Source organism: Thioalkalivibrio sp. ALJT (assembly GCF_000381825.1).
Lineage (GTDB): Bacteria > Pseudomonadota > Gammaproteobacteria > Ectothiorhodospirales > Ectothiorhodospiraceae > Thioalkalivibrio.
The window spans coordinates 89,702-107,696 of sequence record NZ_KB907122.1 but is presented as its reverse complement, the minus strand read 5'-3'; the positions used below and the strand labels follow the sequence as shown (position 1 = coordinate 107,696).

The 17,995-nt window shown below is 66.7% G+C and carries 18 protein-coding genes; 8 read left to right on the top strand and 10 right to left on the bottom strand.

The features are described from left to right. Positions 1-153: 153 nt before the first annotated feature. The 5 genes from G332_RS0102765 (at position 154) to G332_RS0102745 (ending at position 6,017) form a co-directional block, all read left to right on the top strand. Positions 154-1,416, top strand: a complete 1,263-nt coding sequence (locus G332_RS0102765; protein ID WP_019625474.1) for an FAD-dependent monooxygenase — start codon at positions 154-156, stop codon at positions 1,414-1,416. Continuing rightward, entirely contained in the window at positions 1,413-2,600 is a 1,188-nt protein-coding gene (locus G332_RS0102760; protein ID WP_019625473.1) for an FAD-dependent monooxygenase, read from the top strand. The genes G332_RS0102765 and G332_RS0102760 overlap by 4 nt, the downstream gene beginning before the upstream one ends. A gap of 714 nt (positions 2,601-3,314) precedes the next feature. Then, on the top strand, positions 3,315-4,346 hold the full coding sequence (locus G332_RS0102755; protein WP_019625472.1) for a porin: 1,032 nt from the start codon (positions 3,315-3,317) through the stop codon (positions 4,344-4,346). 444 nt (positions 4,347-4,790) lie between these two features. Then, complete coding sequence (locus G332_RS13655) at positions 4,791-4,934, top strand: hypothetical protein (protein WP_019625471.1); 144 nt, start codon at positions 4,791-4,793, stop codon at positions 4,932-4,934. Between the two features lie 237 nt (positions 4,935-5,171). Continuing rightward, positions 5,172-6,017: a transposase gene (locus tag G332_RS0102745; RefSeq protein ID WP_019625470.1), complete on the top strand. Its 846-nt coding sequence runs from the start codon at positions 5,172-5,174 to the stop codon at positions 6,015-6,017. Between the two features lie 249 nt (positions 6,018-6,266). On the opposite strand, the gene G332_RS0102740 is transcribed toward G332_RS0102745, so the two are convergent. From G332_RS0102740 to G332_RS0102695, 10 genes are all read right to left on the bottom strand, one after another. Then, positions 6,267-6,653, bottom strand: a complete 387-nt coding sequence (locus G332_RS0102740) for a type II toxin-antitoxin system PemK/MazF family toxin (protein ID WP_255414579.1) — start codon at positions 6,651-6,653, stop codon at positions 6,267-6,269. Continuing rightward, positions 6,647-6,898: an AbrB/MazE/SpoVT family DNA-binding domain-containing protein gene (locus G332_RS0102735; RefSeq protein ID WP_019625468.1), complete on the bottom strand. Its 252-nt coding sequence runs from the start codon at positions 6,896-6,898 to the stop codon at positions 6,647-6,649. The genes G332_RS0102740 and G332_RS0102735 overlap by 7 nt, the downstream gene beginning before the upstream one ends. A gap of 482 nt (positions 6,899-7,380) precedes the next feature. Then, on the bottom strand, positions 7,381-8,232 hold the full coding sequence (locus tag G332_RS0102730; protein WP_026340539.1) for a hypothetical protein: 852 nt from the start codon (positions 8,230-8,232) through the stop codon (positions 7,381-7,383). Next, positions 8,198-8,680, bottom strand: coding sequence for a hypothetical protein (locus G332_RS0102725; protein ID WP_019625466.1), 483 nt, complete (start codon positions 8,678-8,680; stop codon positions 8,198-8,200). The genes G332_RS0102730 and G332_RS0102725 overlap by 35 nt, the downstream gene beginning before the upstream one ends. Before the next feature lie 279 nt (positions 8,681-8,959). After that, positions 8,960-9,433: a GNAT family N-acetyltransferase gene (locus G332_RS0102720; protein ID WP_019625465.1), complete on the bottom strand. Its 474-nt coding sequence runs from the start codon at positions 9,431-9,433 to the stop codon at positions 8,960-8,962. Between the two features lie 545 nt (positions 9,434-9,978). After that, complete coding sequence (locus G332_RS0102715) at positions 9,979-10,560, bottom strand: chalcone isomerase family protein (RefSeq protein WP_019625464.1); 582 nt, start codon at positions 10,558-10,560, stop codon at positions 9,979-9,981. Beyond that, entirely contained in the window at positions 10,557-11,900 is a 1,344-nt protein-coding gene (locus G332_RS0102710; RefSeq protein ID WP_019625463.1) for an MFS transporter, read from the bottom strand. The genes G332_RS0102715 and G332_RS0102710 overlap by 4 nt, the downstream gene beginning before the upstream one ends. Position 11,901: 1 nt before the next feature. Further along, complete coding sequence (locus G332_RS0102705; protein WP_019625462.1) at positions 11,902-13,158, bottom strand: cyclopropane-fatty-acyl-phospholipid synthase family protein; 1,257 nt, start codon at positions 13,156-13,158, stop codon at positions 11,902-11,904. Continuing rightward, on the bottom strand, positions 13,158-13,928 hold the full coding sequence (locus G332_RS0102700) for a DUF1365 domain-containing protein (protein ID WP_019625461.1): 771 nt from the start codon (positions 13,926-13,928) through the stop codon (positions 13,158-13,160). The genes G332_RS0102705 and G332_RS0102700 overlap by 1 nt, the downstream gene beginning before the upstream one ends. Next, the gene (locus G332_RS0102695) at positions 13,929-15,302 is read right to left on the bottom strand and encodes an NAD(P)/FAD-dependent oxidoreductase (protein WP_019625460.1); all 1,374 of its coding nucleotides are present in this window, start codon (positions 15,300-15,302) and stop codon (positions 13,929-13,931) included. It abuts the gene before it with no gap. Positions 15,303-15,390: 88 nt separating this feature from the next. Between G332_RS0102695 and G332_RS0102690 the strand changes: the two genes are divergently transcribed. From G332_RS0102690 to G332_RS0102680, 3 genes are all read left to right on the top strand, one after another. Beyond that, on the top strand, positions 15,391-16,206 hold the full coding sequence (locus G332_RS0102690; protein WP_019625459.1) for a DUF3429 family protein: 816 nt from the start codon (positions 15,391-15,393) through the stop codon (positions 16,204-16,206). A 28-nt stretch (positions 16,207-16,234) separates the two neighbouring features. Further along, a complete protein-coding gene (gene folE / locus G332_RS0102685) occupies positions 16,235-16,882 on the top strand; it encodes a GTP cyclohydrolase I FolE (RefSeq protein ID WP_019625458.1) in 648 nt (215 codons plus the stop codon). A gap of 430 nt (positions 16,883-17,312) precedes the next feature. Further along, positions 17,313-17,942 (top strand): class I SAM-dependent methyltransferase, encoded by a 630-nt coding sequence (locus G332_RS0102680; protein WP_019625457.1) that lies wholly within the window; start codon positions 17,313-17,315, stop codon positions 17,940-17,942. Positions 17,943-17,995: the final 53 nt, after the last annotated feature.

Genomic DNA, 17,995 nt, shown 5'->3' with positions numbered 1-17,995 from the left:
GCCCGGCCATCGTCTCTTCCGCTTCAGTAAGCGACCGGGAGTCCGGGCCGGTTCGATTCGCCTGCAAGCAGGCGCCTACAGAGATACCCAACCCCCCGTAGGAGCCTGCTTGCAGGCGAATGGAGCGTCGGACCCACCCTTGCGGGGTGAGTCTTGACAACCAACACCTGCGACATCGCCATCGTCGGGGGCGGGCCGGTGGGCGGCCTCGCCGCCTGCACCCTGGCGCGTGCGGGCTATGCGGTCACGCTGTTCGAGCGCGGGGCGCCGCCCGCACCGGATGCACACGCCAACGACACTCGCGGCTACGCCCTGGCGGCCGGCTCCGTGCAGTTCCTGGACGATCTCGGATACTGGGCGCCACTGGCGCAGCGGGCCACCGCGATCCGTTCCATCATTGTCAGCCGCCGCGGCGGGCTGGGGCGGGTGCATCTGAATGCCGCCGACCATGGCCGCCAGGCCCTCGGGCAGGTAGTGCCGGCTGTCGCGCTGGAGCCGATGCTGGACGCGGCCTGCCGCGATGCCGGCGTGGACGTGCGCTACCAGTCGACGCTGGCGGACGTGGGAGACGTGGACAATGGCCGCCGGCCGCTGCGCATCCGGGGCCCCGAGGGCGAGGGTACCTGGGCGGCCCGGCTGATCCTGGCCGCCGATGGCATCCAGTCCCCCACGCGCAAGGCCCTGGGCCTTCCGGTCAACCGCCTGCGTTACGCGGCGGACGCCCTGGTATTCGACGTGCAGCCGGCGCGGCCGCACAACGGCCAGGCCTTCGAGCGCTTTACCGACGAGGGGCCGCTGGCCCTGCTGCCGCAGGCGGACGGGCGTATGAATGTGGTGTGGGTGGCCCCGCCAGAGGCCTGCGAGCAGCGGCTGGAGCGGGATGAGGCCGAGCGCCTGCGCGAGCTGCAGGCCCGCTTCGGCTGGAGCCTGGGCCGCCTGCGCCCGGCCGGCCGCGTGGTCCGTTTTCCGCTGGAGCGGGTGCATGCCCCCGAGCCGGCCGCGGAACGCGCGCTGTTGCTGGGCAATGCCGCGCACGCGGTGCACCCGGTGGCGGGACAGGGGCTGAACCTGTCCCTGCGCGATGTCGCCACCTTGCTGGATGCGCTGCGCGCCGATCGCGCACCGGACGGGCGCCCCCGATTTACGTCGGACCCCGGTGTGGCGACGACCCTGGCCGCTTATGCCCGCGCGCGCCAGCGCGACGTGACCGGCGTGGTCGCCACGACCGATTTCCTGGCCCGCGGCATGCTGCACGCGGCCGGCCTGCGCGGCCATGCGCTGGGCGGTGGCATGATGGCCCTGGATCGCCTGCGCCCGGCGCGGGATCACATTGCACGGGCCGCCATGGGGCTGGGCCCGTTGCCGCGTCACACCGCCCGGCATCTCGCGCGGCCGGATACGGAGGGCGCAGCATGAACACACGCCGTTCCGGCGCAGTACTCGATCTGCTCGTCGTGGGGGCGGGCGCCGTGGGCGGCGCCATCGCACTGGGGGCGGCGCGCCAGGGCCTGCGCGTGGGGCTGCTGGAACGCAACGCCGCGCCCACCTTTACTGACGCCACGCCCGTCACGCGGGTGGCGACCTTGAACATCGCCTCGATGGACTTCCTCGCCACACTGGGCGTGCAGGACGCGCTGGAGGCGCGCCGTGCCCACGCCTTCTCTGGCATGACAGTGTGGGACGCGCAGGGCCCGGGGCATATCTGCTTCGATGCCGACGAGCTGGGCGTGCCGGCGCTGGGCTGGACCGTGGAACACGCCGCGCTGGAGGCGGCGCTGTGGGCCGAGCTGGAGGCTGCCGGCGTCGCCCTGTGGTCGGAGACGGAGTGGAAAAGCGTGGATGCGCGCCCGGACCGGGTGGACCTCTACGGACCCCATCACGCGCTGCTTGCCTCCGCCAGGCTGGTGGTCGCGGCCGACGGTGCGCTGTCCCCGTTGCGCCACCGCATGGGCATCCCGGTGCGCGAGCAGGATTACCACGCCCGGGGCGTGGTCGCGACCGTGACCACCGAGCGCTCGCACGAGGACACCGCCTGGCAGCGCTTCGTCGACGACCAGATCATCGCGTTCCTGCCGCTGGCGGATGGGCGCAGCTCCATCGTCTGGTCCCAGCCCGAGCATCAGGCGGATGCGACGCTGGCGCTGGACGATGTCGGTTTCTGTGAGGCGTTGGAGGAGGCGATCGACCACCGTCTGGGCGCGATCACCGCCACCTCCCGGCGCGCCAGCTTCCCGCTGGTGGCGCGCCATGCCCGTGACTATTACGCCGGCCGCGTGGTGCTGGCGGGGGATGCCGCCCACACCATCCACCCACTGGCCGGGCAGGGCCTGAACCTCGGCCTGGCCGACGCCCGCGCCCTGGTCGAGCGCCTGCATGGCCCCGCCCGCCGCGACCCCGGTGCCGAGACCGTCCTGCGTGCCTACACCCGCGACCGGCGTACCGAGAACGCCTTCATGCAGCGCGCCATGGACGGCTTCCGCCTGATCTTCGCCACCCACGCCGCCGGCCTCCCCGAGCTACGCGGCCTCGGCATTCGCCTGGTCGACCAAGCCGCTCCCCTCAAACGCCGCCTCGCCCTACGCGCCTTCGGCCTCGACTAACCCCCCCCACCGAAACCCCCTGTAGGAGGCCAGCCCTCTGGCCGATCGGGCACTTGGATGACCCCATCGGCCAGAGGGCTGGCCTCCTACGGCTACAGCCGCTGCCCCGCCCCTAACTTCGCCCGAACCAGACCTTGCCAGGGGCTTCGCCGCCATGTCGGCTCCCGCGGGTGCCGCTGGCTGAAGCCCCGTAGGAGCGGGCTTGCCCGCGAAGCCCCCGCCAAAGCCCAAAAGCCCCCGAGTCGTGACAACCCACGCTCGTGCCGCCGCACCCGGTGTCTGCTTTCCGCCACACTCGGCGCGTGACCCTGCCCGAATCTCTGATTGTTGCAAAAACGCAACGTCTCTGCGCGGCGGACACCGCCGCGTCACGAACACGAAAAACGAACATTTCCCACAACACCGAAAAAATAAGTGAAACCTGACGAGTTTCGCAGTTTCGACGGCCGCTGGTGGATCCGGGAAATCTTGTTGATCTGCATATTCAGTGGGTTGCGTTCATGTTCTGACGTTTTTCGAGCGTCTGTACGCAAGTGCTTGATCCTTCGAACGGGGGTATTGGGGCCAGAACCGGGGCGACTGTGGCCAATTTTTCGCCCTTAGGGGTTGAAATGCGACACCGTGGTGTATATAAAACACCTGTCATTCGCGGCATCGACCGTGGATGCTGGGATAAAACACGAAACACAACACCTCTCCTGGGAGATACGCAACATGAAAAAGCAGATCCTCGCAGTCGCCGTTGCCGGCGCCTTCGCCGCCCCGGCCTTCGCCGCCGCCGACACCAACGTCACCCTGTTCGGCCAGCTGCAGACGCAGGTCGTCCACCATAGCGCCTCCGGCGACGGTGGTGCTTTTGACAGTGGCTTCCGTCAGCACGACGCCGGCTCCGTGGGAGGCCCGACCGACGGCGCTGGCCCCAATGCGTTCGGCGTGATGGTCGCTCACGACCTTGGTAACGGCCTGACCGCCCTGGCCAAGCTCGAGAGCGACTTCCACACGGGTTCTGGTGGTGACGGGACCGGTGGTTTCAACACGGGCTCCCGCGACATCTACGTTGGCCTGGACGGCAACTTCGGTCGTGTCATCGCCGGTCGCATGACATCCTCCTACAACACCGCCGGCAAGGACCCGCTGAACGCGACCTTCATGCAGGGCCGTACCAACGGCGCGCGCCTGGGTGGTGACGGCGGCTTTGGTAACGGTGCTTATGTGGATCGCGGTATCCGTTACAGCAACAGCTTTGGCATGGTGAGCGTCGATGTGGGCGCGTTCATCGACAACATGGATGACAGCGATACCGCGTTCTCCGGTCGCGTGAACGTCGATCTGGGTGACGTCGACCTGTATGTGGCGCACGTGGACGCTGGCGATTTCGAGGCTCGCGATTCCCGCTCCCGCAATACCAAGCTTGGTGCTGATTGGTCCGCCGGAGCCTTCCGCGTGGTGGGTGAAGTCGAAGACATCTCCCGCGACAGCGTTGGCGGTATGAGCCAGGATTTCAATACGTACTTCCTGTCGGGTACCTACACCATGGGTCGTAACGACTTTGTCCTGAACCTGGGCCACAGCCGTATCGATAACGCCAACAACACCGACTATGCCGCGATTGCCGTGAAGCACAACTTCAGCAACCGCGTGATGGCGTTCGCCGGTGTGGGTTACAACAGCACCGATAACGCTGGGGTCAACAACAGTGACCTGTCCTTCACCGGTGTTGGTGGCGGCATGCGGGTGTCCTTCTAAGCCCGAATCGCTTCGAGCGGTATAACAATACAGTTGTGTGTGTATTGGCGGGGCCCTCCGGGGCCCCGTTTTTTTGTGCGCACCTTCTGGCCCCGTTCGTGCGTGGGGCCACCTCAGGCCACCTCAGCCTCAGGGGTCAAACCTTGCCTTTTGCCCGGCTGCGCACCTCAGGGGTCAAACCTTGCCTTTCAGAGCACCTCAGGGGTCTACCTTTGGATTTCGCGCGCACCTCAGGGGTCAAACCTTGCCTTTTGCCCGGCTGCGCACCTCAGGGGTCAAACCTTGCCTTTCAGAGCACCTCAGGGGTCTACCTTTGGATTTCGCGTAGACCCCAGGCCTCCACGATTGTTGTCGTGCCGGCCGAACGGGTATACTCGAAAAGCCCAAGCTTCCCGGCTGTCTCGCTCGGGATGGATCGTCCATACCATATCTTGGAGAAATGCCATGGCCTCATTTACTCTCAAAGCTTTCAACGGTGGTCTCGAGATCCTCAACCCTCTTTTCAGTACGCTGGAGAGCGTTATTGAGCCGGTCGTGATCGCGCTCGATACCTTGCTGTTTCCGCTGGCCAGCGCCCTGGTGTTCTGACCGGTCGCCGCATCCTGTCAGCGCAAACCGCTCGAGGGCCCCGGAATTCCGGGGCCCTCGTCGTTTCCGGCCCCGGCTGTCCGGAGCCAGCTGGACGCGGCCAAACCTCGCCTGCGGAGCCTCAGGGGTCAAACCTTGCCTTTTGCCCGACTGGTTGGTGGGCGGTGCTCGGCTTGTCGGATCGGTCTGCTTTAGGGTGTACTAGCGGGGGGCAGGGACAAGACGGAGAGAGCAGGGATGGCTCGATCGGTGCGGTTGGAGTATCCGTGGGCGCTGTATCACGTGACGGCGCGCGGCAATCGGCGGGACTGGATCTATCTGGATGACGTTGACCATCGGCGCTTCGAAGAAACGCTGGCGCAGGCGGTCGAGCGATTTAACTGGGTGGTCTTCGCGTACTGCCTGATGGGCAACCACTATCACCTTTTGCTAGAGACGCCGGATGCGAACCTGAGCCGGGGGATGCAGTGGCTGAACGGCGTTTACACGCAGCGGTTCAACCGCCGTCACCGGCGTGTCGGTCATGTGCTTCAAGGCCGGTACAAGGCGATACTCGTTGAGCGCGAGTCGTATCTTCTGGAATTGGCGCGCTACATCGTCCTCAATCCGGTGCGCGCGCATCTGATCGACGATCCTGCGGACTGGGAGTGGAGCAGCTACCGGGCCACCGCGGGCCTTTCGGATGCCGCCTCGTGGCTATCGACGGATCGCGTGCTGGACGAATTCGGCCCGGCCGCCTCCCGGCAGCAGGCCTATCGGCGGTTTGTCCAGGAGGGAATCGGACGCACATCTCCCTGGAATGATCTGCATGCGCAGCTATTTCTTGGCTCCGACGCCTTTGTCGAGGCGCGGCTGGCAGGTAAGTCCGGCAGGCTGGACTTGGACCCGGAATACCCCAAGGCCCAGCAGCGGCCTGTGCCGCCGACGCTCGAATCCCTGGAGGCAAGCTTCCCGAGGAATGAAGCCATTCGGCGCGCGTATGCGTCCGGTGGCTACACGCTGAAAGCTATCGGTGACCATTTTGGCCTGCATTTTTCGCGAGTGAGTCGGATTGTGTCCCCGAGGGCAAAAGGCAAGGTTTGACCCCGTCGATTCGTCATTTTTCGCGAGTGAGTCGGATTGTGTCCCCGAGGGCAAAAGGCAAGGTTTGACCCCGTCGATTCGTCAGGTTTGACCCCGTCGATTCGTTCGAGGGCAAAAGGCAAGGTTTGACCCCGTCGATTCGTTGACCCCGTCGATTCCGTCGATTCGGTGCGATCCGATTCCCGTGGTTCTGATGGTGACGTGGACGCGGCCGGCCTACGTGAGTCCCGCCCGTACGACAAACGTCCGCTAGGCGGGATCGGGGCAGAGTTCGAGGATCTGGTTGAGGACCGCGCAGGCTTCCCGGTAGGTCCCCTGCGGCACTTGTCCGGCTGGATGGGGTGTCGCGTTGCGTTGGCGCCAGTCGAAGGACTTTACCTGGTGGCAGAGGATGTAGCTGGTTCTTGCATCCGGCGTCGTGCCCGCGACCACGGCGAAGGGGTTGGTCGCATTGTAATCGGCAGTGGTCATGGGGAGCCCCAGAACCAGCGAGGTGTGGGCGTTGAATTGGGTCGGCGACAGGACCAGGAAGGGGTGAATATCTCGCATTTCCCGCCCGGCCTGAGGGTTGCAGTCTATCCAGATGACGTCACGGCGCCGGGGTACCCAGTCCTTGGGTGCTGCACCCTTTACCATCGTTCATTTCCAATCACGTCCGTGCACATGGCCTCGCCGCCATGCTTGTCCGGGTCGAATCCTTTCAGGCGTTCCTCCAGGCTCATGGATGGAGTGGTTTCCGGACGGATTACGATCTGGTTGCCTTCGACGGAGACGATCACGGATTGGTCCGCCTCCAGGTGCGCTGCGCGCGCGATGGCCGCAGGAAGCCGGACGCCCAGATTGTTGCCCCAGCGCTTGATGTTCAGTCGTGTCTCGGCCATTGCTCCACCCGCAAGATGTATAGACATTGTTTAAACGACTGTATCACCACGGTGTGGGGGCGTGCCAGAGGGGTATGTTCGGGCGGGCGGGGGATATCCCGGATAACCGCGTTGCGGTTTCCGGGACGATGATCGGGTGTGTCGGCGTGCCATTTGTCGGGTTTGGTCGAAGGGGTGACTCCCGCCGTTGTGGGTGCGTTTCGCGGGGCTCAACGCACCCTACGGGCAGTGCTATTCCGCAGGATGCTGATGAGCGAAGCGAATCATGGGAGTTGGCCAGGGAAACACAGTCAATGTACACACTTGCGCCCGAGCCCCTGCTTTCAATGATTTGTGGGGTTGGCACCCCAGGTTCCCCGATCCTGCGTTGCGCCCCGAATCCATCGAAAACGGGCGGGTAGAACCACTACCTGTTGCACGACGCGCCTTGTCTCGGAAAACCTGGGGTACCAACGCGAGTGTGTACATTGATCAGTGTTTCCCTAGCGGGCGGGATCGACGCGGATTTCGAGGGTGAGGGTGTCGCGGTCGCGGGTGGTGCGGCGGGAGGCGAGGCCGCGTTCAGTCGCGTCGGTTTCGGTGTGAACACCGCCGAGGGTGTGCCAGGTGCCCGGCTCCAGGGTGAGCTGCGTGTCGATGGCGTCGCGGTCCACGGCGCCGCGCGGGAACGGGCGTTCGTGGAGCTGGGAGATGGCGACGCGGATGCGGCCGTCGGGCTGGACCTGGGGGCGCACGCGGAAGCCGCGGCTGGTTTCCTGCAGCAGGGGCTCGATGCCGACGCCGGCACGACTGTGGAGGATGCGGAAGCCGGCGGCACGGGTCTCGCCGACCAGGATGATGGCCTCGTGGCCTTCGCGCAGGCGCAGGTGCCGGGTCTGGTCATCGCGGCGGGTGGTGCGCCGCCGCTGGGTGGTGATGCGGCCCTCGGCGCCTTCCGGGGTGCTCTCGAACTCGAGGCCGGTGCCGCGTTCGAGGCGCGGGGCGTCGTGGTGGCGGCGCACGGAGAGGACGAGGTCCTGGACCGGTGTGTCGAGTTCGGTGACGATCTCGCGGATTTGTTGCAGGGTGCGGGTATCGGCGCGCACCAGCAGGCGGAAGCCGTCGCCGCGCAGTGTGGCGGTGTCGCCAAACAGGGCCTGGAGTTCGGGTAGCAGGCGGTTCGCCGGACGATGCTGCAATGGCAGAACGGCGACCTCGCCGTCTTCGTTGCGTGCGCCGGCGATCCCGGGAATCAGGCTGCCGGCCGTCAGGGCGAGGAGGCCCCGCAGCAGGTGACGACGCGCGGTCATTGTGCGTGGCTCAGACGAGCAGGCGGCGGAGTTCGATGGCTTCATCGCTCAGGATCCAGTTGGCCTCGAAGTCCTGTACGGCACGTTGGGTTCCGGGGCGGTCGTCAATATCTCCGCGCAGGATGCGCCGCCCGCGAGCCTGGGTCAGCTCCATCCAGCCGTTGTGGTCGGCGATGGCAGTCAGCGTCTGCGGGCCTTCCTCGCTGGCGTCCAGTCGTCGTACCGAGATGGCGCTGGGCAGGCGTTTGATGCTTTCGACCAGGCTTGGCAGCTGTTCCTTGAGCGCGAGGTCGTCGTCGACCAGCAGGCGGATATCGGTATGGCGGTGGCGGCGGGCGATACCGGCCAGTGCGGTACCCAGGTCGGCCCCTGCGATCTCGGCGAGCAGGCCCACTCGTGCGTGCAGCCAGAAGCGGCGGTGGGCAGCGGAAAGGAGCGCACCCAGTCGGGCCTCGGCATCGCTCAGGGTGGGGTCGCGTTCGGGGGCGGTCATGGGCGGCTCGGTGCGGTTGATGGTTCTTCTTTCAGCATAGGGGAGTGGATGTGGCTTCGCATCATTGCGACCGCTGCAGTCCCGCCCCGACGGCGTGAGCGGAGCGTTTGGGCCGTTCGACGGAGTTGAAGGTGCGGCGGCAAAGGCGGATCGGCAGGGCCTCGGCACCCGGCGTGACGAGCAACCCGGAACACCGCAAGCCTGCTGCAGGAGCCGGCTCGCCGGCGAAGGCCCTGCCTGGGTCAGATGCGGGCAGGGGCTCCGCCTGCAAGCAGGCTCCTACGGGGTGTGGGGGTGTGGGCAGGCGTGGGGGGTGGTCGGGCGCGGGATGCGGTGGAGCATGCGGCGATGGGGGATGCCGGCGTCCTCGAAGGGGTCGCTGATGACGAAAAAGTCGTGGCGGGCGTAGAATCCGATGCGCGTGTTCTGCGCATTCAGCCAGACTTCCTGCCAGCCGTGGCGGGCGGCAGCCGCGAGGGCGTGTTCCAGCAGTCGGGAGCCGATGCCGTGGCCGCGCCAGGCGGCGCGTACCGCCATGCGTCCGATTTGCCCGGACGGCAGCATGCGCAGGGTTCCGATGGGTTCCTGGTCCGGCCCGCTGGCCAGCCAGTGCAAGGCGGCGGCGTCGAGGCCATCGAACTCCAGGGCCTCGGGTACGTGTTGTTCCTCGATAAAGACCTCGCGGCGGATGCGGGACAGGGGGGCAGCGTCGGCAGGCCAGCTGGCTTCCCGGAAGGTGATGTGTTGCTGCATGGGGTTCTCCTCCGGAGTGCCTTGGTCGGGTGTCGCTGGATGGCGCCCTGGAGCTGCGTGGTCTCGACCCCGGACAGAAGAGTTTAGTTCATCGCCAGGAACCTGTCGGGTCGGGTCGATCGGCGTGATCGTGTGGGGACGTGACGCCTCTTTGCGGTCTCTCGAGGCGCAGCGTTGGGGCCATGGAACGAGAGCGCGCGAAGAGAAGGCCGCTCGCCTGCCCATGCGCAGCCGATCAGCCCCCAACCCGCCGGGCTCCTGTGGATGGTTCCCTAATCCGAATCGTTCATGGTTGACGTCCGCCCTTGCCTGTCTCCTGTCCGCGCAGGGGGGGTCGATCGGGCGTATGCCCCGATACGGGACCTCCACGGAAAGCTCCCCTTTAAGCGGCTAACTTGCGCGATCATGGTCCAAATTCAGGAAATGTGCGGGCCGGGGCTGCAGGAGTTGGCGGCCGCCGGCCCGGGCGCGCAGGGCGCCGGGCCCGAAGGCTGTGCCTTCCTGTGCGTCAGGCGGTCGGGTGCTGCCCGGATGCCGGCAGGCGCTCAGCTTTCCCCGATCAGGGTGTCGCGGAAGCGGCGGGACAGCGGGTTTTCCGGGTGCAGCCAGATGCCGAAGTAGATCTCGGCGAAATCGGCGCCGGGAACCTCGACCAGCTGCGTGCCGTTTTGCAGCAGACGGGTCCCGTGTCCGGGGCGGTATTCCAGCGCGTAGCGGTCGCCCGCCTCCATGTCGCGGTAGGCAGCATTGAAGGTTTCCAGACGGTCGGCCATGGCGTCCAGGGTCTCCTCGTCCTGCTGGTCTTCGAGCAGGCGGTTGCCGCTGCGGCGGAAGTCGTCGGCGCTGATCGCACGCAGGTATTCCAGCTCCAGGCGTTTGGGGACGTCCGCGGTCAGGACTGCATCCGGTTTAACGTCCTCGGGGATGTACAGCGCGCCCACGTAAACGCGAAACACGGTGTAGCGGTACAGGCGTCCGGCGCGCAGGGGAATTTCGGTGTCGTCGATGGTGATGGTGTCGGCAAATGTTACGCCGCTGATCTCGGTTTCCGCCTGGGTCGGCAGGGCGAGGAACAGTGCCAGCACCAGGGTAAGGGCAGCGGGAATGATGCGATGGCGTGGTCTCATGGGGTGGGTCCTCCGGATGGGGCGGGTGAAGAGGCCTGTTCGCGCGCGTGGATGCGCTCGCGCAGGGCATGCTGGGTGTCGGCGTCGATCGGGAAATGCCAGATCAGGATCATTGCTGCGAGTTTGAACAGGACCGGCAGCCCGGCATAGGCCAGCGCCAGAACCAGCAGTGCGGTGGGGCCATTGTCGCCTTCGGCCGAGAAGCCGGCCAGTCCCAGTAGCGGGAAGCTGAGGCCGACGGCGAGGGCGAGGGCCAGTTTGGTGGCCATGCCCCAGAGTCCGAAGAACAGGCCGGCACGCTCGCCGCCGCCATCGGCGGTGTCCTGGTCGATCACGTCCGCCTGCATCGCCGCCGGCAGTGCGAGATCGACGCCCAGGCTGAGGCCGGTGAGCACGGTGATTATGTAGAACGCCAGCACATCGCCGGAGCCGAGGAACGGGACCCAGATAAAGAAACTGGATGCCAGCAGCATGGAAAGCGTCCAGACCCGATGCTTGGGCAGGCGGCGCGCCAGCCGCAACCACACGGGCAGGGCGAGGATACCGGTGGCGAAATAGACCAGCAGTAGCGGTCCGGCATGCTCCGGTGCCTCGAGCACATGGGTAATGAACAACAGGAACAGCGTGGCCGGGATCGCGTTGGCCGTGCCATTGAGAATCCAGGCGAGGATCAGACGCCGGAACGGCCGATTGCCGAGCAACAGCCCCCAACCGGCGCGCCAGGGTACGGGTTTCAGGCGCCCCGGCCGTTCCGGTACTCGCCAGAGCAGGACCACAAAGGCCAGTGGCAGCAGGACCCAGAGCAGTACGGCCAATGCGGCCAGTGCGGCGCCGGCGTCGTCCTGCAGCCCGAGAACGGCGGGCAGGGCGGCCGCCGTGACCGTGCCCAGCACGACAAAGCCCTCGCGCGCGGCGGTGATGCGCGAGCGCTCGTGGTAATCGCCGGACAGCTCGGCGCCCCATGCCGCATAGGGCAGGGCGACCAGGGTCCAGCCGAGGTAGACCAGGGTGCTGAACAGTAGCAGATAGCCGGCACCGGCTTCGGGTGGTGGAAGGAACAGGAAGGGTGCAGCGATCAGCAGCAGGGGTACGCCGGCCAGCATGACCACGCGGCGGCGCCAGGCGCCGGGAATGCGGTCGGACAGGTGGCCGACCAGCGGGTCGGTGACGACATCCAGTAGTCGCGCCAGGAGCAGGAACAGGCCGACCAGGGTGACTCCCAGTCCGGTGTGCTCGGCGTAGTGCGCCGGCAGGAATACGTACAGCGGCAACCCGAGTACCGCCAGCGGCATGCCCAGGCCGCCGTAGGCGAACAGTTGCGGCCAGCGCAAGGTGTTCACCTCAACCGGTCGCGCCGGGCGGGTCCTGCTTCCCGGGAGGGGCCGGGTTTTGCAGGACCGCTTGCATCAGATCGACCCGGGCGGTGTCGAACCCCACCTCGCAGTAGGCCAGGTAGTAGCGCCACATGCGCAGGAAGGAGGGGGAGTAGCCCAGTGCCTCGATGACCGGTTCGGCCTGGCGGACCGCCTGGTGCCAGTGGCGCAGCGTGTACGCATAGTCCGGCCCGAAGAAGGCCTGGTCCGCCACGCTCAGGCCGGCCTGTTCGGCTTCTGCGTTGAAGCGCGGGACCGACGGCAGCATGCCGCCGGGGAAGATGTAGAGCTGGATGAAGTCGGCATTGCGGCGGTAATGCTCGAACGCGTGTTCGGCGATGGTGATGACCTGCAGTGCCGCGCGTCCACCCGGACGCAGGCACTCGCGCACCTTGGCGAAGAAGGTCGGCCACCATTGTTCGCCCACGGCCTCGAACATCTCGATGGACACCACGTGGTCGAAGCGGCCTTCCAGGTCGCGGTAGTCCTGCAGGCGCAGTTCCACGCGATCGCCAAGGCCGGCGCGTTCGATGCGGGCACGGGCATAGTCCAGTTGTTCCCGTGACAGGGTGACACCGGTGACGCGGTAGCCGCGGCTTGCGGCCATCTCGGCAAAGCCACCCCAGCCGCAACCGATCTCCAGGATATGCGCGCCGGGGGCGGCATCGAGCTGATCCAGCAGGCGCGCGTATTTCCGTTCCTGCGCCTGTTCCAGGGCCTCGTCGCCGCGGGTGAACAGCGCCGCCGAGTAGCTCATGCTGCGGTCCAGCCAAAGGTTGTAGAAGTCATTCCCGAGGTCATAGTGGAAGCGGATATTGGCGCGGCTCCCGCGCCGGCTGTTGCGGTGCATCCAGTGCCGCAGACGGTCGATCCCGCGCTGCCAGGCGGGGCGATCTGCCAGGGCGGCCAGCGTGCCCCGGTTGTCGGCTGCGAAACGCAGCAGGGCCTGCAGATCGGGGGTGATCCAGTCGCCGCCGATGAAGCCCTCGGCAAAGCCGATGTCGCCGTGGCGCAGCAGACGCAGGATCGCACGCCAGGGGCGCCGGAAATGCCAGATCGCCTCCGTGCCGGCGCGACGTCCGCGTACGGTGATGCGGTCACCGCCAGGCCCGATCAGGGTGATCTGCCCGCGTTCGATGTCTTTCAGTGCCCGGGCCATCAGGCGCAGGGCCCAGTCGCGTCGGGCCGTCGCGACGTGCGGGGTGTCGAGCTGGTCTGAGGACATTAGTCGATCTCCTGTGCCGGACGTGGCGGGCGCGGGTGATAACGGCCCCCGCGCCACCAGATCTTGAGGGCCTGCCAGTGGATCAGAGGCAGGACCCTGAGAGTCATCCAGGGCTTGCGCAGGAATGCGCCCAGCAATGCGCGGTCATTGAAAGGCTGCAGTCGGCCATGCTGGGTCGCTGTCAGCATCAGGTCCCGGTCCTGGTATTCATTGATGGCGATGCGCAGGGCGGCGCCGGGCTCTGCGCGCGGGGGTGTCAGGGTGAAGGCGTAGCGCGCCTGCATGTCGATGAACGGCGATACGTGAAAGGTCTTGGCCTTGTCCTGACGCACCGGGAGGGCCATGGGGGCGCCGTTTTCGTGCAGCAGATAGTGGTGGTGTTCGCCAAAGGTGTTGCGCACCTCCAGCAGGATCGCCCGCAGCCCGCCGTCGGCATGCCAGGCGTACCAGATGCTGAGCGGGTTGAAGGCGTGCCCGAGGACTCGCGGCATGGTCAGCAGGCGGATCCGTCCGCCGGCGAGGTCAATGCCGTGTTCGGCCAGCCGGGCCTCGATCCAGGGTCGCCAGGGGCGCCCGTCGCGGGGACCGTGATCACGCGTACGCAGGCTGAACAGGTTGCGGCGGTCCAGCGAAAACAGCCGGCAGTGGCGGGCCGTCTCTGCCAGGCGATCGATATCGAACAGCGCGCTGGTGACCGGGTAGCGAAACCGGTACTGCTGCGGGACAAAACGCTGGTGCATGACCCAGCCGGGTACCAGGGCCGCGTTCATTCAGGTACCCCTGGAATGGGAGGCCGGCGCGCTGGCGGGGGCAGGGCCGCCGCCGAGCGTAACCGTCCGGGTGTCGCCCGGCTCCTGCGCCGGCGTGCCGGCCGATTGCGACCACGGTGGCTCGATGTCCATGGCCTGGCCGACCCGCACTGCGGAGCGCAGGCCGTCCTCGTGGAACCCGTAGCCCATCCAGGCACCGGCGAAGTACAGGCCGTTTTCGCCCTGAGTCGCAGCCAGCCGTGTGCGGGCGGCTTCGGCCGCGGTATCCATCACCGGGTGCTCCCAGGTCTGCTCGCGCAGTACCGTGGTCGGGTGGGGGTCGCGCAGCGGGTTCAGGCTGATGATGTAGTCCCGGCGCCGGTCCAGGCGGTGCAGGCGATTCATCCAGTAGGACACGGAGACCTGATTGCGAGCATGGCCGTGGTGACTGCTCAGGTAGTTCCAGGAGGACCAGACCCGCCGCGTGCGGGGCATCAGCTCCGGGTCGGTGTGCAGCACCGCGTGGTTGGACTGGAACCGGCAAGCTGCCAGAAGGCGGTCGCGTGCACGGTCCGCGCCGTTCAGCAGGTTGCGGGCAGTATCTGCGTGGCAGGCGAAGACGACACGGTCGAACGCGGCGGTCGGGCCATCTGTCACCACCTGCCACTGGTCGCCCGCGGGCTGTACCGCCCGAACGGAACGGTGGACGGTGGTGTCCGGTTCCAGCCGGGCGGCCAGGCGCTGCACGTATTCGCGGCTGCCTCCGGTGACGGTGCGCCACTGCGGCCGGTCGCGCAGGTTCAGCAGACCGTGGTTATAGAAGAACTGAAGGAAGCTGGCGGCCGGAAAATCGCGGATCTCCTCGGGCGGGCAGGACCAGATTGCTGCGGCCATGGGCAGCAGGTAGTCCTCGGCGAAGCCACGGCCGAGACGGTGGCGGGTGAGAAACGCACCCAGCGTCCCCTCCGCGCGCTCGCCACGCTCGAACAGGTCCCGGCCCAGACGGTTGAATCGAAGGATGTCCCCGGCCATGCGCAGGAATCGCGGGCGCAGCAGGTTAAGGCGCTGGGCAAACAGGGTATTGAGGTTCGACCCGGCGTATTCCACCCCCTGAGGCTGACGTGAGTAGGCGAAGGACATGTCGGTGTCCTGGGTGGCCACGCCCAGATCCGCGAACAGTTGTGTCAGCAGTGGGTAATTGCGCTCGTTGTAAACGACGAACCCGGTGTCGATGGCCGTGGCGCCCTGCGAATCGGCAATCTCTACGGTGTGGGCATGCCCCCCCAGCATGGGCTCTGCCTCGAACAACTGAACCTGATGCCGAGTCTGGAGGATCCAGGCAGCCGACAGGCCGGCGATGCCGCCACCGATGACAGCGATGCGCGAGCGTTTCATGGGAGTGAATCTCCAGATCAACCGAATTTGGTCACTGTTATACAGGACCTGTACAATACCTGTAAACCTTCGGAAAGCAGGGGTACATGTGGCAAACGAACAGGCGGACAAGTACGGCGGGGTACACGGGCGATCCGGCATCGCGGGCGCAGAGGCCTGGCCGGCGGCCATCCGCGAGGCGCTGGCAAACCACGAGATCGTGGCCATCACCTCGGGCTTGTCGGACCTGCGCGAAGCAGAGGCCCTGCTGCAGGCCGAACGGCCGGAACGCTGGGTGCGTCTGGAGTGGGGCATGGGTTCCGCGTACAACCGTGAGCAGTTCCATGCCCTGCAACAGGCAACGGGTGCCGCGGTGTTACCCTTTTTTATCTCCCGCGAGGGCGTAATCGGCGGCCTGCCGGAGCTGCGGGAGTACCTGGGGCATGGCGGCAGCCATGCCGCTGCGCCCGCTGCCCGGTCGGATGCGTCGGCGCCGGCCGTGACAGTGCTGGGCTACGGCGGGTTGATACCCTTTGCCTTCTTCGGGGTCGCAGCCTGGATGGCCCGGCCGGAATGGCAGGCTTTCGCCCTGGAGGCCCTGGCACTCTATGGTGCCGTGATCCTGTCGTTTCTGGGCGCGATCCACTGGGGTATCTACCTGGTAGACCGGCAGCACCGTGTGGGACCGTTGCAGGCGCCGGTATGGGCGGTGGTGCCGTCCATCCTGGCCTGGCTCGCCCTGCTGCAGCCGCTGCAGGAATCTTTGATGACGCTGGCGGTGCTGTTTCTCGGGGTGCTCTGGGTAGACCGAGCAAGCCTGCGCCAGCGGGCCCTGCCCCCGGGCTATCTGGGCCTGCGCCTGGTGTTGACGGCGGGAGCAATGCTGGCGCTGGCCTCCGGTTTGGCGGTCACGCTGCTGGCCTGAACCGGGCTGGTAACAGGAACAAGCAAGCATGAGTGAAGACAAGGATTCGACCATGGAAGCACAAGCTGGCACGAAGTCCGGGTCCGTGGCGGCCGCAGGTGCGCCACTGGCCGCCCCCGAGGCCCTGGCCGAGCACTACCGCGAGATCCTCGCCGGGCTGGGCGAGAACCCGCAGCGCGAGGGTCTGCTGGATACGCCGATGCGTGCCGCCAGGGCGATGCAGTACCTGACGCGTGGCTACCATCAGGACCTGGATACCATCGTCAACGGGGCGTTGTTCACCTCGGACAACGACGAGATGGTGGTGCTGCGCGATATCGAGCTGTACTCCATGTGCGAGCACCATCTGCTGCCGATCATCGGCAAGGTGCATGTGGCCTATCTGCCCGATGGCAAGGTGATCGGGCTGTCGAAGATCGCGCGCATCGTGGACATGTTCGCCGCCCGCCTGCAGATCCAGGAGAGCCTGACCCGCGAGATCGCCGAGGCGCTGATGCAGGTCACGGGGGCCAAGGGGGTCGGTGTGGTGGTGGATGCCCGGCACATGTGCATGACCATGCGCGGTGTCGAAAAACAGCACTCTTCCATGGCGACCTCGGTGATGCTGGGTGCCTTCCGCGAGGATGGCCGCACCCGGCGTGAATTCCTGAACCTGATTGGCCGGACGGGTGGCTGACCGGCCTTCCTTCAGGTGCCGCGTGGTCATCCCGGCCGGAGCGAAGCGCACAGCCGGGACCTCCCGCTTCAGGTTTGCCGCGATGACAAAGACTCGGAACAGCGCAGGCGCCGGCTGCAGCGGCGAACCCGAGTCGGAGTCATGTCCACCGCGGGCAGGGGCTTCGCGCGAGACGTGCTCCTGCGGGACGTCGTGGCATTCCGGCCTGGGCGGCAGACAAAAAAATGGCCCGGCGCGAAGGCCGGGCCAATAAAACGTTCGGACACCCGTGTGATGGAGGGTTCTGGCCCGAACGGCGAATGACCGCCCGCCGTTGCCACGACACGGTCATCCACGCCACCTGTACGGGTGGACAGGGACAGTGGAAACAGGTTCGGTGCATTCGCCGAAAGAATGGGGTGGCTCACACTTTAGTTTCCCGGGAGTCTCGATGCGTGGTCTGGAACAGATCCCCTGGCTGTACGATGGTTTGATGGCCGCGGCCGACCGTCTGGGCCTGCGACGCTGGCGCCGGCGCCTGGTTGCGGGTGTGAGCGGGCGGGTGCTGGAGGTTGGTTGTGGGACCGGCCGCAACTTGCCGCTGTATGCGGTCCCGGAAAGGGTGATCGGGATGGACCCGGATCTGGCCGCCCTGCGTCGGGCCCGCCGGCGGGCACCTTCCGTGCCGCTGGTGGTGGCGCGCGCCGAGGCTCTGCCGTTCGCCGACGGCGTTTTCGATACCGTGGTCTCCGGCCTGGTGTTCTGCAGCGTGCAGGACCCGCCGCGTGCGCTGACGGAGGTGCGCCGTGTGCTCGGCGCCGAGGGCGAACTGCGCATGCTGGAGCACGTGCGTCACGCGCGGCCCGGGGTGGCTCGCTGGCAGGACCGGGTGCAGCCGGCCTGGACCTGTGTCTCCGGGGGCTGTCACCCGAATCGGGATACCGAGGCCGCGGTGGAGCGTGCCGGTTTCTGCATCGACCCGGATGAGCGGGTGGCGCGTGGCGTGATGCGGCGCTTTGCCGCTCGGGTCTGCGCTGCGCAGGCGGATGCGTCTGACCGTAACGACGGGGATTCGGGCTGAAGGGCAGGGGCGCTTTTTTACCGCAAAGGGCACGCAGAGACGCAGGAAGGGCA